Annotated in this window: 12 protein-coding genes; 9 read left to right on the top strand and 3 right to left on the bottom strand. The window is 70.7% G+C overall.

Annotated elements, in window-relative coordinates; translation table 11 throughout:
- Positions 1-105: 105 nt before the first annotated feature.
- Positions 106-801, bottom strand: a complete 696-nt coding sequence (gene gph / locus J2847_RS00635; protein ID WP_209776270.1) for a phosphoglycolate phosphatase — start codon at positions 799-801, stop codon at positions 106-108.
- Between the two features lie 307 nt (positions 802-1,108).
- On the opposite strand from gph, the gene glmU reads away from it, so the two are divergent.
- The 5 genes from glmU to J2847_RS00610 all read left to right on the top strand — a co-directional run bounded on the left by glmU (position 1,109) and on the right by J2847_RS00610 (position 8,274).
- Positions 1,109-2,461, top strand: a complete 1,353-nt coding sequence (gene glmU / locus J2847_RS00630) for a bifunctional UDP-N-acetylglucosamine diphosphorylase/glucosamine-1-phosphate N-acetyltransferase GlmU (RefSeq protein ID WP_209776268.1) — start codon at positions 1,109-1,111, stop codon at positions 2,459-2,461.
- 93 nt (positions 2,462-2,554) lie between these two features.
- The gene (gene glmS / locus J2847_RS00625) at positions 2,555-4,378 is read left to right on the top strand and encodes a glutamine--fructose-6-phosphate transaminase (isomerizing) (protein WP_209776266.1); all 1,824 of its coding nucleotides are present in this window, start codon (positions 2,555-2,557) and stop codon (positions 4,376-4,378) included.
- Between the two features lie 430 nt (positions 4,379-4,808).
- Positions 4,809-7,295 (top strand): methyl-accepting chemotaxis protein, encoded by a 2,487-nt coding sequence (locus J2847_RS00620; protein ID WP_209776264.1) that lies wholly within the window; start codon positions 4,809-4,811, stop codon positions 7,293-7,295.
- Between the two features lie 212 nt (positions 7,296-7,507).
- Positions 7,508-7,912, top strand: a complete 405-nt coding sequence (locus tag J2847_RS00615) for a response regulator (RefSeq protein ID WP_209776263.1) — start codon at positions 7,508-7,510, stop codon at positions 7,910-7,912.
- 5 nt (positions 7,913-7,917) lie between these two features.
- Positions 7,918-8,274, top strand: a complete 357-nt coding sequence (locus J2847_RS00610) for a hypothetical protein (protein WP_325169288.1) — start codon at positions 7,918-7,920, stop codon at positions 8,272-8,274.
- Between the two features lie 28 nt (positions 8,275-8,302).
- Here J2847_RS00610 and J2847_RS00605 read toward each other — a convergent pair whose 3' ends face one another.
- Positions 8,303-8,908, bottom strand: coding sequence for a nitrogen fixation protein NifQ (locus J2847_RS00605; RefSeq protein ID WP_209776261.1), 606 nt, complete (start codon positions 8,906-8,908; stop codon positions 8,303-8,305).
- A 76-nt stretch (positions 8,909-8,984) separates the two neighbouring features.
- On the bottom strand, positions 8,985-9,452 hold the full coding sequence (locus tag J2847_RS00600) for a CoxG family protein (RefSeq protein WP_209776260.1): 468 nt from the start codon (positions 9,450-9,452) through the stop codon (positions 8,985-8,987).
- A gap of 82 nt (positions 9,453-9,534) precedes the next feature.
- Between J2847_RS00600 and J2847_RS00595 the strand changes: the two genes are divergently transcribed.
- From J2847_RS00595 to J2847_RS00580, 4 genes are all read left to right on the top strand, one after another.
- The gene (locus J2847_RS00595) at positions 9,535-9,954 is read left to right on the top strand and encodes a secondary thiamine-phosphate synthase enzyme YjbQ (protein ID WP_209776258.1); all 420 of its coding nucleotides are present in this window, start codon (positions 9,535-9,537) and stop codon (positions 9,952-9,954) included.
- Positions 9,955-10,123: 169 nt separating this feature from the next.
- Positions 10,124-11,707, top strand: a complete 1,584-nt coding sequence (locus J2847_RS00590) for a DegQ family serine endoprotease (RefSeq protein ID WP_209776257.1) — start codon at positions 10,124-10,126, stop codon at positions 11,705-11,707.
- A 74-nt stretch (positions 11,708-11,781) separates the two neighbouring features.
- Positions 11,782-12,459, top strand: a complete 678-nt coding sequence (locus J2847_RS00585; protein WP_085557314.1) for a winged helix-turn-helix domain-containing protein — start codon at positions 11,782-11,784, stop codon at positions 12,457-12,459.
- A gap of 10 nt (positions 12,460-12,469) precedes the next feature.
- The gene (locus tag J2847_RS00580; RefSeq protein ID WP_209776255.1) at positions 12,470-13,930 is read left to right on the top strand and encodes a HAMP domain-containing sensor histidine kinase; all 1,461 of its coding nucleotides are present in this window, start codon (positions 12,470-12,472) and stop codon (positions 13,928-13,930) included.
- The last annotated feature ends 4 nt before the right edge of the window (positions 13,931-13,934 follow it).

The raw sequence follows: 13,934 nt of genomic DNA, 5'->3' as shown, positions 1-13,934 counted from the left end.
ATAGTAGGGTCAATGCGGCGCGCCGTCCTCCGTCCGGACGGATAAGGGGGCTCGTCAAAGGGATATCGGGGGATAGTCCGTCCCGTCCGAAAGACGGATGGTCCGCTATGCCACCGGGCAGGCCCGCGCCAGCCGCTCCAGCGCTTCGGGAAGCTCGGCGAAATGATCCAGCACCAGATCGGCGCCCAGTTCCGCCACCGGCATGCGGGGGTAGCCGTAGCTCATCGCCACCACCGGCACCCCGGCGGCGCGCGCCGCCTTCACGTCGTTGCCGTTGTCGCCGATCATCGCGGCGCGGGCGCCCGACGCCGGCTCGCCCAGCCGCTCCAGCACCCAGGTCAGGTGGCGGCCGTCCGGCTTCTTCACCGGCAGCGTGTCGCCGCCGGCCACCGCCGCGAAGAAGGGCGCCAGCCCCAGCCGGTCGAGCAGCTTGCGGCTGATGCGCTCCGGCTTGTTGGTGCAGAGGCCGAGCCGGACCCCGCGCTCCGCCAGCCCCGCCAGCGTCCCGACCACACCGGGGTAGAGGGCCGAGGGCTCCTCGTCGTCGAAATAGCGGTCGAGATAGTCGCGCAGGACCGGCTGCACCGCCGCCTCGTCCGCCAGCGGCTCCCCGGTCGCGGCGAAGGCCTGCCGCACCAGCATGGCCGAACCGTCGCCGACCATCGTCCGCACCTGCTCCTCGGTCAGGGATGGGCGGCCGAAGCGCGAGAGCGTGCGGTTCAGCACGCGGGTCATGTCGGGCGCGCTGTCGATCAGCGTGCCGTCGAGGTCGAACACGAGCGCGGCGAAGGGAAAGGTCATCGGAAGCCCCATATCCTGGATCGAAGGCGAAGGGAGACGGCGGCCTCGATAGCACGGGACTGCCCCACCCACCACGCCCACCCCATCATGCCAGCCCCTCCCCACCTTTCGGCACCCTGCCCCGGCCGGCGGTTTTAGGCCGTGGCATCTATGACACCGTGACACAAAAGTTGACTTGGGCTTCCCCCTCCGCCTGTGGCACATCAGCGTTGGCAGGCGCCACCGTCACGTGCGGCGGCCCTCCGGTTCCCATCGTCATCACGCCGTATCCCGCCGACCCGCCACAGGCACGACCAGGAAGACCCCCATGGCCCATCGTCCACTCGCCTGCGTGATCCTCGCCGCCGGCAAGGGCACCCGCATGAAGTCCGATCTGCCGAAGGTCCTGCACCGCGTCGCCGGCCGGCCGATGGTCGGCCATGTGCTGGCCGCCGTGAAGGCGCTCGACCCGGACCATGTCGTCGTCGTCGTCGGCCCCGGCATGGAGAGCGTGGCCGCCGCCGTCGCCCCCTATCCCACCGCCGTCCAGCACGAGCAGCGCGGCACCGCCGACGCCGTGCGCGCCGCCTTCGGCCTGCTGGAGGGCTTCACCGGCGACGTGGTGGTGCTGTACGGCGACACGCCGCTGGTCACGCCCGACACGCTGCGCGCCATGGTGGCGGCCCGGCGCCAGGCCGCCGACCCGGCGGTGGTCGTGCTCGGCATGCGGCCCGACGACCCCGGCGCCTACGGCCGGCTGATCCTGAACGCGCGCGGCGGCCTGGAGAAGATCGTCGAGTATCTCGACGCCAGCGGGGAGGAGCGCGCGGTCGGCCTGTGCAACGCCGGGCTGATGGCCTTCGACGGCGCCCGCATGTTCGACCTGATCGGCCGCGTCGGCAACGACAACGCCAAGAACGAGTTCTACCTGACCGACGTCGTGCAGATCGCCCGGCGCGCCGGCATGGCCTGCGCCGTGGTCGAGGCCGCCCCGGCCGAGGTGGTCGGCGTCAATTCCCGCGCCGAGCTGTCGGAGGTCGAGCGGCTGATGCAGCGCCGCCTGCGCAAGGCGGCGATGGACAACGGCGCCACGCTCAGCGATCCCGACAGCACGATCTTCAGCGTCGACACCCGGCTCGGCCGCGACGTGATCGTCGGCGCCCATGTGGTGTTCGGCCCCGGCGTCACCGTCGGCGACAACGTCGAGATCAAGCCCTTCTGCCACCTGGAGCAGACCCGCGTCGAGTCCGGCGCCAGCATCGGCCCCTACGCCCGCCTGCGTCCGGGCGCGGAGATCGGCCCCGACGCCCACATCGGCAACTTCGTCGAGATCAAGAACGCGGTGATCGAGGCCGGCGCCAAGGTCAACCACCTGACCTACATCGGCGACGCGCGGGTCGGCGCCAAGGCCAACGTCGGGGCCGGCACCATCACCTGCAACTACGACGGCTTCGGCAAGCACCGCACCGACATCGGGGCCGGGGCCTTCATCGGCTCCAACAGCGCGCTGGTCGCCCCGGTCCGCATCGGCGACGGCGCCATCGTCGGGGCCGGCAGCGTGGTGACCACCAACGTCGAGGCCGACGCGCTGGTCGTCGCGCGGGGTCCCCAGAAGGCGTACGCCGGCTGGGCCGCCCGCTTCCGCGAGCGGAAGCGGAACGAGAAGGCGAAAAAGGCTTAAGATAGCCCTTATTCCCGGCTCCCCTTTTCCGGCCTTGCGTCTTCTTCCGCCCTTCTCTACCGGTCGGCGGGATTTTTTCAGGAGTATCGGCCCATGTGCGGCATCATCGGCATCATCGGCATCCATGACGCGGCCCCCCGGCTGGTGGAGGGCCTGCGCCGGCTCGAGTACCGCGGCTATGACAGCGCCGGCGTGGCGACCCTGGTGAACGGCGGCATCGAGCGCCGCCGCGCCGAGGGCAAGCTGCTGAACCTGGACATGAAGCTGCGCGACGCCCCGCTGTCGGGCACCGTCGGCATCGGCCACACCCGCTGGGCGACCCATGGCGGCCCGACCGAGGCCAACGCCCACCCGCACGCCACGCCGCGCGTCGCCGTCGTCCACAACGGCATCATCGAGAACTACCAGGAGCTGAAGGACGAGCTGATCGGCCACGGCCACGCCTTCGAAAGCGCGACCGACACCGAGGTGATCGTCCATCTCGTCACCCACTACATGGAACAGGGCATGACGCCGGTCGAGGCGTCGGCCGCATCCTTCAAGCGCTTCACCGGCGCCTTCGCCCTGGTCCTGATCTTCTCGGGCGAGCATGAGCTGATGATCGGCGCCCGCCACGGCACGCCGCTGGCGCTCGGCTACGGCGACGGCGAGATGTATCTGGCGTCGGACGCCTTCGCGCTGGCTCCGCTGACCAACCGCATCTGCTATCTGGAGGACGGCGACTGGGTCGAGGTCAGCCGCTCGGCCGCCGTCGTCCACGACGCCACCGACGCGGTGGTCGAGCGCGCGGTGCGGACGACCGCCGTGTCCGGCGCCCTGATCGGCAAGGACGGCTACCGCCACTACATGCTCAAGGAGATCTACGAGCAGCCGCAGGTCATCGGCGACACGTTGAACGCCTACATCAACCCCGAGACCAACTTCATCGCGCTGCCCGACTTCCCCTTCGACGTGGCGAAGGCGACCAAGGTGACGATCGTCGCCTGCGGCACCGCCTACTACGCCGGCTTCGTCGCCAAATACTGGTTCGAGACGCTGGCCCGCATCCCGGTCGAGGTCGACATCGCCTCGGAGTTCCGCTACCGCGAGGCCCCGCTGCCGGAAGGCGGCGTCGCCATCTTCATCTCGCAATCGGGCGAGACCCTGGACACGCTGGAGGCCCTGCGCTACTGCAAGCGCCAGGGCCAGAAGATCCTGTCCATCGTCAACGCGCCGGAAAGCACCATCGCCCGCGAATCCGACGCCGTGCTCTACACGATGGCCGGGCCGGAGATCGGCGTCGCCTCGACCAAGGCCTTCACGACGCAGCTCACCACACTGGCCTGCCTGGCGGTGACGGTCGCCCGTGCCCGCGGCGCCATCGGGCCGGAGCGCATGCAGCAGATCGCCCACGCGCTGCGCGAGGTTCCGGCCCGCGCCGCCGACGTGCTGGCCCACGACGAGCGCCTGAAGGAGCTGGCCCAGGAGGTGGCGGAGGCGCGCGACGTGCTGTATCTCGGCCGCGGCGCCATGTACCCGCTGGCCCTGGAGGGCGCGCTGAAGCTGAAGGAGATCAGCTACATCCACGCCGAGGGCTACGCCGCCGGCGAGTTGAAGCACGGGCCCATCGCGCTGATCGACGACAACGTGCCGGTGATCGTGCTGGTGCCGTCCGACGGCCTGTTCGAGAAGGTCGTGTCGAACGTGCAGGAGGTCTGCGCGCGGTCCGGCAAGGTGCTGCTGCTCGCCGACAAGAAGGGCATCGACAAGCTGGGCGACAAGGTCCGCTGGTCGGTGGAGCTGCCGAGCTGCGACCCGCTGGTCGCCCCGTTGCTCTACGCCATCCCGGTGCAGCTCCTCGCCTACCACACGGCGGTGCTGAAGGGCACCGACGTCGACCAGCCGCGCAACCTGGCGAAATCCGTCACCGTCGAGTAACCGCGTCGGCCGATCCTGTTGCGCCAAGCGCTCGGGCGTCCGCGCCCGAGCGTTGTGGCGGGCATCCGGCGTTCTTGGCGCGCCGGAGCGCTTGAGAACTTCAATGGTTCGAGAACCAGCCTGGTCGCGTGTGGATTCCGGCTCGGGTTCGGCATGGTCGCCATTGTCCGGAGCAGGAGCCGCCAAGGAAATCGGCATCACCGACGGCAGGCGCATCATCGGCGCCCGCTGCCGGCCGGTTTCTGTTCAATCCCTCGGAGGGAATCCGGGCAACCAGTCCTTCGGATTGAGTCCGAACGATTTTTGCTAAAATTTGATTTGCATCAGTGCATGACGATCTCGTGCACCCTAGGCATGGCTCCAGTCCTGACGAAGGCCCGCTTCCGCCCGGCTCGCGCCGTTCGTCCTCCATCGATCTGCGAGACTCGCCATGCGCCTCAACGAACCGATCACCAACCGTGAAATCGAGATGGAGGACGGAGTCCTGCTGGTGTCGCGCACCGACACCGGCGGCCGCATCACCTTCGTGAACAAGGCCTTCGTCGACATCAGCGGCTTCGCGGAGTCCGAACTGATCGGCTCCCCCCACAACCTGATCCGCCACCCCCACATGCCGAAGGCGGCCTTCGCCGATCTGTGGGCGACGGTGAAGGACGGGCGGCCCTGGGAAGGGCTGGTGAAGAACCGCACCAAGACGGGCGACTTCTACTGGGTCCGCGCCAACGTCACGCCGGTGATCGAGGACGGCAAGGTCACCGGCTACATCTCCATCCGCACCAAGCCGTGCCGCGACCAGATCGCCGCGGCCGAGCGGCTCTACGCCGACATCCGCGAGGGCCGCGCCCCGCATCTCAGCGTCCGCGACGGACAGGCGGTGCGCAAGGGCATGCCGGCCCGGCTGGGGCGCTGGTCGGTCAGCGTGGCCGGACGCCTGACCGGCGTCTTCGCCGTGATGATCGTGGCGATGGCGGCGGTCGGCGGCGTGACCTTGAAGGGCATGGCCGATTCCAACGCCTCGCTGAAGACGGTCTACGAGAACCGCACGGTTCCGGCGGTGCAGGTCGGCGACATCCTCGACCACATGCGCGATCAGGTGCAGACCCTCCAGCGGCTGGTGATCGACGCCCGCGACGGTACCGACCGCAAGGCGATGGAGGCGCGCGAGGCCCGCATCGCCGCCAACAGCGCGACCATGGACAGCCAGTGGACGCAGTATCTCGCCTCCGCCATGACGCCGGAGGAGACGGCGCTCGCCGACCGCTTCGCCGCCCAGCGCACGGCCTTCCAGCGCGACGCCCTCGCCCCGGCCCTGGAACTGGCGAAGGCCGGCGATTCGCTGCGGCTGGAAACGCTGATCCGCGACAAGGCGACGCCGCTGTTCGACGCCGCCCACGCCACCAACCGGGAACTCCTGACGCTCCAGGTCACGGTCGCCCGCACGGAGTATGAGGGCGCGGCGGCCGATTTCCGCTGGCATCTCGGCTTTGCGCTGGCCGCCGGACTCGCCGTGCTGCTGATGGCGGCGGCCTTCGGAGTCCTGCTTCTGCGGACGGTGCGCAAGCCGCTCGACCGCTTCACCCTCGATTTCGACGCCATCGCCCGCAACGACCAGAGCCACATCATCGCGCTGCCCGTGGCCACCGAGTTCCATGCGCTGACGGCGCAACTCCGTGGCCTCAAGGCCCGGCTCGGCTACGCGGTGCAGGAGCGCGTCGAGCGCGCCCGCCAGGCCGACGAGGACCGCCGCCGCGCGCTGGAAGCCATGGCCTCCACCGTGGAGCGCGAGGCCGGCCGCGCCGTCGAGGAGGTCGCCACCCGGACCGGCGGCATGGCGAGCGACGCCGAGGGCATGGCGGGGGCGGCCGAGCGCGTCAGCGCCAACGCCCAGACCGTGTCCTCGGCGGCGGAGATCGCGCTGGCCAACGCCCAGACCGTGGCGGCGGCGAGCGAGGAGCTGGCGGCCTCGATCCGCGAGATCTCGTCGCAGGTCGCCCATTCCAGCGCCGTCACCCGCCGCGCGGTGGAAAGCGGCGCCCACACCCAGGTCACCATCCGCTCGCTGTCGGAAACCGTCGCCAAGGTCGGCGAAGTGGTCAACCTGATCCAGAGCATCGCCGGCCAGACCAACCTGCTGGCGCTCAACGCCACCATCGAGGCGGCGCGCGCCGGCGAGGCCGGCAAGGGCTTTGCCGTGGTGGCCAGCGAGGTGAAGAACCTCGCCAACCAGACCGCAGCCTCGACCGAGGAGATCACCCGCCAGATCGCCGCCATCCAGGAGGTGACGGGCCAGGCCGTCGCGGCGGTCGAGGAGATCGGGCGCACCATCGCCGAGATCGACCACATCTCCGGCTCCATCGCCGCCGCGATGGAGGAGCAGACCGCCGCCACCCAGGAGATCAGCCGCAACGTCGTCGAAACCTCGACCGCCGCGCTGGAGGTGTCGCGCCGCATCGCCGCCGTGTCCGAGGAGGCCGACCACACCGGCGAGCAGGCCGTCCACGTCAAGCAGGGCTCCGGCGACGTCGCCCGCGCCATCGAGAATCTGCGGCAGGTGCTGGTGCGGGTCGTCCGCACCTCGACCAGCGACGCCGACCGCCGCCGCAAGCCGCGCTTCCAGGTCGATGAGGCCGGGACCCTGCTGGTCGGCGGCGGCCGTTATCCGGTGACCGTGCGCAACCTGTCGCTCGGCGGCGCGCTGATCGACCCGGTGCCGGCGCTGAAGGACGGCCTGCCGGCGAGTTCGCCCGGCGTGCTGCGGCTCGACCGGCTCGGCGTCGAGGCCGCCGTCGTCATCAAGGCGATGGAGCACAACCGCCTCCACCTCGCCTTCGACCAGGATGGCGGGCTGTCGGCGGACTTCGCGCACGCCGTCCAGTCCATCACCAAGGGCCTGCCGCCGCTGGACGTCGCCGCCTGAGACCGCGCTCCCCAAGACCGCTCCCTGAGACCGCTCCGTTGCCTCGCTGACGCGCGGCTTACAGCCGGCAAACCACATTCCCGCCGGCTGTAACCCGGTTGCGGTTGCCGCTGGCACCGCCAGACGGTATCTGTGGTCGCGGGGAACGGTCGCGGGAATCTTGCGGCCGGCGTGGGCGGGATGGCAAGGCTTCGGCCGGGCGGGGAACGGGGATGGACAAGCAGCCGGTCGATTACGCGCGGTACCACATCCTCGTGATCGAGGACCAGCCCTTCGTCCGCCGCACCATCGTCCAGATCATGGCGCAGATCGGGTTCCAGGGCGTCGCCGAGGCCGACAACGGCGAGAGCGGCATGCAGGAATGCATCCGCACCAACCCCGACCTGATCGTCTGCGACATCGACATGAAGCCGGTGTCCGGCCTGCAATTCCTGGAGCGGCTGCGCACCAGCGCCGAGGCGGCCAACCCGCGGGCACCGGTGGTCTTCCTGACCAACCACACCGAGTCGGAAATCGTGAAGCAGGCGATGGCGCTGGGCGTGAACGGCTTCGTCGTCAAGCCGCCCTCCTTCGCCGCGCTGAAGGAGCGGGTCGACCGCCTGCTCGGCGGCCGGTGACGCCGGTGGCGAACAGGCCCGTCCTGGCGTTGGCGGCGCTGCTGCCGCTTCTCGCCGGCTGCTCCGGCGAGCCGTCGGAGGCCGACATGCGCCGTCTGGTCGAGGCGCACACCCGCCGCGCTCTTGAACGCCAGGGACAGGGCGGTTTCCGCGCCTTCGACGTCTTCCGCAAGCAGGGCTGCGTCGCCGCGAAGAGCAAGTCCGGCGGCAAGCCCGGCCAGTACGACTGCTACTACGCCGCGACCTTCGTGCCGCAGCCCGGCCAGCCGCCGCTGACGGTCAACGGCAAGGGCCGCTTCGGCAAGAGCGAGACGGGCGACAAGGGGCTCGTCTTCGAGGATCTCGGGGCTCAGCCGCGTTGACGCGGCCCCGCCTTCACGCGCCCCCCGCCTACGCCGCCTCGCTGCGCGCCATCCGGGACAGCCGGCTCAGCGGGTCGCCGTCCTCCGCCTCGAAGCAGGTCGCCACGTCGTCGCACACCTCGCAGTTGGGGGACTTGCACAGCATCATCCCCTCGCGCTCGCAGAGCTGGCGGTAGAAGAACTTCTTCCATTTCATGTCGTTGGCGTTCAACGCCACCAGCGCCGGGAAATGCCGGCGGAACATGACGTTCAGCTCGCGGCGGTCGTGAAAGCCCATGTCCTGCCAGAGATGGTTGGGCTCCAGCGAGCGCCGCGCCAGGATGGCGGCCAGCCAGCGCTCTTCCTCGGTCCGCCGGGCGCCGTGCTCGACCAGGAAATCGCGCAGGTCCGGCTCCTCGATGGCCTCCTCGCCGGTGCCCTCCCCGGTCAGGGCGGACACGGCGGGGGCGTGGGCGGGGGCGTGGCGGGCGGTCAGGGCACCGAGATCCGCTTTCGCCAGGGCCAGGACCTGCGGCAGGGCGCGCTGCGGGTCGGAGGCGGCGCAATCCAGGATGCGGTCGAAAATGATCCGGTCGATGGCCGCGCCGACCCGGTCGAGCAGCACCGGACGGGAGGGCGTGGGAGGCTCGGTCATGGCGCGCTCCGACGGGAGGGGATCGGTGTGACCGTATGGTGACTCACGATGCTGCGTCTGCGAAGGGACGCGACCCTCACCCGGACTGCGGCATGTCGCCGCAGGCCTCGCCGATCTCGACGGCGAAGCGCTCGAAGAAGGCGGCGAGCACCCGGTCGGTCTTGCCCTGCACCAGCGGCGCCGCCAGCCGCCCGACCGCGCCGCCCAGCGCCACCGACAGGCGGTAGGTCAGCTCGGTGCGCCCGTCCGCCTCGTCCAGCGTGACCAGGGCGACGCCCTTGACGGCGCCGGCCAACCCGCCGTTGCCCTGGGCGTGCAGCCGGTATCGGCGGGGGGCGTCGTCCGGCTCCAGCGTCAGCCGGCCGGAGAAGCGCGCCTTGAGCGGGCCGACCGTGGCCCGCACCCGCGCCACATAGTCGGTGGGCGAGACCCGGTCGATCTCCTCCAGCACCGGGATGCAGCGCAGCAGGATCTCCGGATCGCACAGGGCGGCGAACACGCGGTCGCGCGGTCCGGGAACGCTGTGGGTGCCGGTCAGCTCCATGGATTGTCCTCCCTCTCCGCTCCACATCTGGTATGCCGGACCGGCGCCGCCAAGCAACCACGATGCCCGGAGGGAGACGCCGATGAGACAGGCCGCGACGACGCTGAGCGTGACGACGCAAGGAACCGGGCTGGTCGAGGTGACGGCGCCGGTCCGCCGCTGGGTCGCGGAACAGGGCATGGAGACCGGGCTGCTGACCGTCTTCTGCCGCCACACCTCGGCCTCCCTGACCATCCAGGAGAACGCCGATCCCGACGTGCAAGCCGATCTGCTCCGATTCTTCCGCCGACTGGTCGCCGAGGATCCCGCGCTCTACGACCACAGCGCCGAGGGACCGGACGACATGCCTGCGCACATCCGCTCGGCCCTGACCGGCGTCAGCCTGTCGATCCCGGTGATGGAGGGGGAGCCGGCGCTCGGCACCTGGCAGGGCATCTATCTGTTCGAGCACCGCGCCCGGCCGCACCGCCGCGCGCTGGCCCTGCATCTGCTGGGGGAATGACGGCGCCCCCGCCCCTCCCGCCGGCGCCCCTATCCCTACAAACTTTTCATCCATCCGCAAGGCGCCGGTGAGCGGCCGTTCCCTAGAGTGAGCAGCGTCGCCGGGAGGCATCCACACAACGCCTCCCGGCCCGTCCTTTCCGGAACGTCCGCTATTGGAGTGCCTTCGCATGACCACCGCTCTCTCCACCGTCCGCCCGTCCCGCGGGCGCCGTCTGCGCCGGACGATCGCCGCCGTGCTGCTCGGCACGACGGTGCTGACGGGACCGGCTCTGACGGGGCTCGCCGCGTCCAACGCGCAGGGCACCGCCGCCTCGCCGGCCGTCACCATGGTGCAGGACACGCCCTCGACCTTCGCCGACCTCGCCGCCAGGGTCAGCCCGGCCGTCGTCAACATCGCCGCGACCCAGGAGGCCAAGCCCGAGCGCGTCCAGCGCATGCCCGGCCTGCCGGCCTTCCCGCCCGGCTCGCCCTTCGAGGAGTTCTTCCGCCGCTTCCAGGACCAGGGGCAGCCGGGGGGGCAGCAGGGGGGCCAGAACGCGCCGGACGACGACGAGGACGGCGCGCCGCGCGGCGGTCCGCGCGGCAAGAGCGGGGCGCTCGGCTCCGGCTTCATCATCGACCCGGCCGGCTTCGTGGTGACCAACAACCACGTCATCGACGGCGCCAGCGAGATCACCGTCACCTTGCAGGACGGCACCGCCCTGCCGGCGACCCTGGTCGGCCGCGACGCCAAGACCGACATCGCGCTGCTGAAGGTCAAATCGGAAAAGCCGCTGCCGGCGGTCGACTGGGCCGACAGCGCCAAGACCCGCGTCGGCGACTGGGTGATGGCGGTCGGCAACCCGTTCGGCCTCGGCGGCACCGTCACCAAGGGCATCGTCTCGGCGCGCGGGCGCGACATCCACAGCGGCCCCTACGACGACTATTTCCAGCTCGACGCCGCCATCAACCGCGGCAATTCCGGCGGTCCGACCTTCGACCTGTCCGGCCGGGTGATCGGCATCAACACCGCGATCTATTCGCCCAACGGCGGCTCGGTCGGCATCGGCTTCGCCATCCCGTCCAATCTCGCCAAGGACGTGGTGGCCCAGCTCAAGGAGAACGGCAAGGTCGAGCGCGGCTGGCTCGGCGTGAAGATCCAGGAGGTGACGCCGGAGATCGCCGACAGCGTCGGCCTGCCCACCGCCAAGGGCGCGCTGGTCGCCGAGGTGACGCCCGACAGCCCGGCCGCCCGCGCCGGCCTGCGCCAGGGCGACGTCGTGCTCTCCTACGGCGGCCAGCCGGTGGAGACGCTGCGCGACCTGACCCGCCGCGTCGCCGAGACCAAGGCCGGCGACACCATCGACCTGAAGGTTCTGCACCAGGGCCGCGAGAAGACGGTGGCGGTCCACATCGACCGCCTCGCCGACACCACCCAGGTCGCCGCTGCCGACACCGGCAAGGACGGGGCCGCGACGGGCGAGGCGGTGAAGGGGCTGAAGCTGGCGCCGCTCGACCAGGCCGCGCGCAAGCGGCTGGGGGTCGACGAGTCGGTCAAGGGCGTGGTCGTCACCGGCCTGTCGCCCAAGGCGGAAACCCCGATCCGTCCCGGCGACGTCATCCTGCGCGTCGGCGACGAAACGGTGAAGACCCCCGCCGACGTCTCCCGCAAGGTGGCGGAGGCCGAGAAGGCGGGGCAGAAAGCCGTTCTGGTGCTGATCAGCCGCCAGGGCAACGAGACCTTCGTCGCCCTGAAGCTGGGTCACGCCTGAACGGACGGGCGGGCCCGGCCAGGCATGAGCCCCCGCGCTTGGCCGGGCCGTTCCGGGAGGCTACACTCATGGACATGAAAGTTCTTGTCATCGAAGACGATCGCCAGGCCGCCAGCTACCTCGCCAAGGGGCTGAAGGAGGCCGGCCACGTCGTGGACGTCGCCAACGACGGGAAGGAAGGCCTCTACCTCGCCGGTGGGGAGCATTACGACGTCATGGTGGTCGACCGCATGCTGCCGGGGCGCGACGGGCTGTCGCTGGTCCAGGTGCTGCGCGCCGCCGGCAACGACACGCCGGTGCTGTTCCTCTCGGCGCTCGGCAGCGTCGACGACCGGGTGAAGGGGCTGAAGGCCGGTGGCGACGACTACCTGACCAAGCCCTTCGCCTTCTCCGAACTGCTGGCGCGCATCGAGGTGCTGGTCCGCCGCCGGGGTGCCGCGCAGCCGCAGACCAAGCTGGCCGTCGCCGACCTGGAACTGGACCTGCTGACGCGCGGGGTGAAGCGGGCGGGCAAGCCGATCGAGCTGCTGCCCCGCGAGTTCGCCCTGCTGGAATACCTGATGCGCAACGCCGGCAGCGTGGTGACCCGCACCATGATGCTGGAAAATGTCTGGGACTATCATTTCGACCCGCAGACCAACGTCATCGACGTCCACATCGCGCGGCTGCGCCAGAAGATCGACAAGGATTTCCCGACGCCGCTGATCCACACCGTGCGCGGCGCCGGCTACAGCCTGCGGGCGCCCGAGTGAGGGCGCCCGGATGAGCGCGGGAGACGCGGCAGCCGCCCCTCCCGCCGAGCCCCACCAGCAGACCCGCCTGGAAGCCTGCGTCGCCGTGGGGACGCGGCTGCTGCGGACCACGGCCTTCCGGCTCGCGGTGCTCTATCTCGGCATGTTCGTGCTGTCGGTCGGGGTCATCCTGCTGGTGGTCTACCGCACCACCGCCGGCTTCCTGGAGCAGGAGATCGGCGAGACCATCGCGCTGGAGGTGTCCAGCCTCCAGGACCACTACCGCGGCTACGGCCTGTCGGGGCTGATCGAGGTGGTGCGCGGCCGCAGCGCCGTGGCTGGCAACAACTCCATCTATCTGCTGACGACGCCGCAGGGGGTCATCCTGGCCGGCAACCTCTCGGGCTGGCCGGGGGCCGTGCCGAGCGCCAGCGGCTGGACCCATTTCAAGGTCGCCGACTACGGCGGCGTCACCGACCGCCCCTCCACCGCGCAGGCCGTCACCTTCACGCTGCCGGGGCAGTTCCGCCTGCTGGTCGGCCGCGACATGAGCGAGATCGACCAGCTCCGCGACCGCATGGTGCATTCGCTCGGCTGGATCCTCGGCGTCACCGCCATGCTGGGGCTGGGCGGCGGGCTGCTGCTCAGCCGGGGGGCCATGCGGCGGATCGAGGCGATCAACCGCACCACCCGCCAGATCATGGCCGGCGACCTCAGCGACCGCGTGCCGCGCTTCGGCGGCGGCGACGAGATGGACCGGCTGGCCGGCAACCTCAACGCCATGCTCGACCGCATCGAGCGGCTGATGACCGGCATGCGGCAGGTCACCGACAGCGTCGCCCACGACCTGCGCACGCCGCTGACCCGCCTGCGCTCGCGCATCGAGCTGGCCCTGATCCACGACACCGAGGATCCCGAGGTCTACCGCGGCGTGTTGCAGGACACCATCGCCGAGGCCGACCGGCTGCTCGCCACCTTCACCGCGCTGCTCTCCATCGCCGAGGCCGAATCCGGAGCCAAGCGGCGCGACTTCGTGCCGGTCGATCTGGCCGAGGTGGTGCAGCTCGCCGCCGACCTCTACGAGCCGGTGGCCGAGGAGCGCGGCCAGAGCCTGACCATGGAGATCCACAAGCCGGCGACGGTGCGCGGCAACGGGCAACTGCTGGCGCAGGCGGTGTCGAACCTGCTCGACAACGCGATCAAATACACCCCGGAGGGCGGCCGCATCACGCTGACCCTCGACGGCGCCGGGCCGGGGCAGGCGGGGCGCATCGTCGTGGCCGACGACGGCCCCGGCATTCCGGCCGGGGAGCGCGAGAAGGTGCTGCAACGCTTCGTCCGGCTCGACGCGTCGCGGGCCTCGCCGGGCAACGGGCTGGGGCTCAGTCTGGTGGACGCGGTGGCGACGCTGCACGGCGCCCGGCTGGAGCTGTCCGACAACGGGCCGGGCCTGCGGGTGGCGCTGGTGTTCCCGGCGGAACCCGGCCGGTAAGGGC

Origin of the sequence: Azospirillum agricola (assembly GCF_017876095.1) — a bacterium.
In the GTDB taxonomy this organism is placed as follows: domain Bacteria; phylum Pseudomonadota; class Alphaproteobacteria; order Azospirillales; family Azospirillaceae; genus Azospirillum; species Azospirillum agricola.
The sequence above is the reverse complement of the archived record's forward strand: the minus strand, read 5'-3'. Positions and strand labels throughout refer to the sequence as shown.

Bases quoted from the DNA above. Each gene is read 5' to 3' on its own strand.
- gph (WP_209776270.1), bottom strand. From the start codon at position 801: ATGACCTTTCCCTTCGCCGCGCTCGTGTTCGACCTCGACGGCACGCTG.
- glmU (WP_209776268.1), top strand. From the start codon at position 1,109: ATGGCCCATCGTCCACTCGCCTGCGTGATCCTCGCCGCCGGCAAGGGC.
- glmS (WP_209776266.1), top strand. From the start codon at position 2,555: ATGTGCGGCATCATCGGCATCATCGGCATCCATGACGCGGCCCCCCGG.
- J2847_RS00620 (WP_209776264.1), top strand. From the start codon at position 4,809: ATGCGCCTCAACGAACCGATCACCAACCGTGAAATCGAGATGGAGGAC.
- J2847_RS00615 (WP_209776263.1), top strand. From the start codon at position 7,508: ATGGACAAGCAGCCGGTCGATTACGCGCGGTACCACATCCTCGTGATC.
- J2847_RS00605 (WP_209776261.1), bottom strand. From the start codon at position 8,908: ATGACCGAGCCTCCCACGCCCTCCCGTCCGGTGCTGCTCGACCGGGTC.
- J2847_RS00600 (WP_209776260.1), bottom strand. From the start codon at position 9,452: ATGGAGCTGACCGGCACCCACAGCGTTCCCGGACCGCGCGACCGCGTG.
- J2847_RS00595 (WP_209776258.1), top strand. From the start codon at position 9,535: ATGAGACAGGCCGCGACGACGCTGAGCGTGACGACGCAAGGAACCGGG.
- J2847_RS00590 (WP_209776257.1), top strand. From the start codon at position 10,124: ATGACCACCGCTCTCTCCACCGTCCGCCCGTCCCGCGGGCGCCGTCTG.
- J2847_RS00585 (WP_085557314.1), top strand. From the start codon at position 11,782: ATGAAAGTTCTTGTCATCGAAGACGATCGCCAGGCCGCCAGCTACCTC.
- J2847_RS00580 (WP_209776255.1), top strand. From the start codon at position 12,470: ATGAGCGCGGGAGACGCGGCAGCCGCCCCTCCCGCCGAGCCCCACCAG.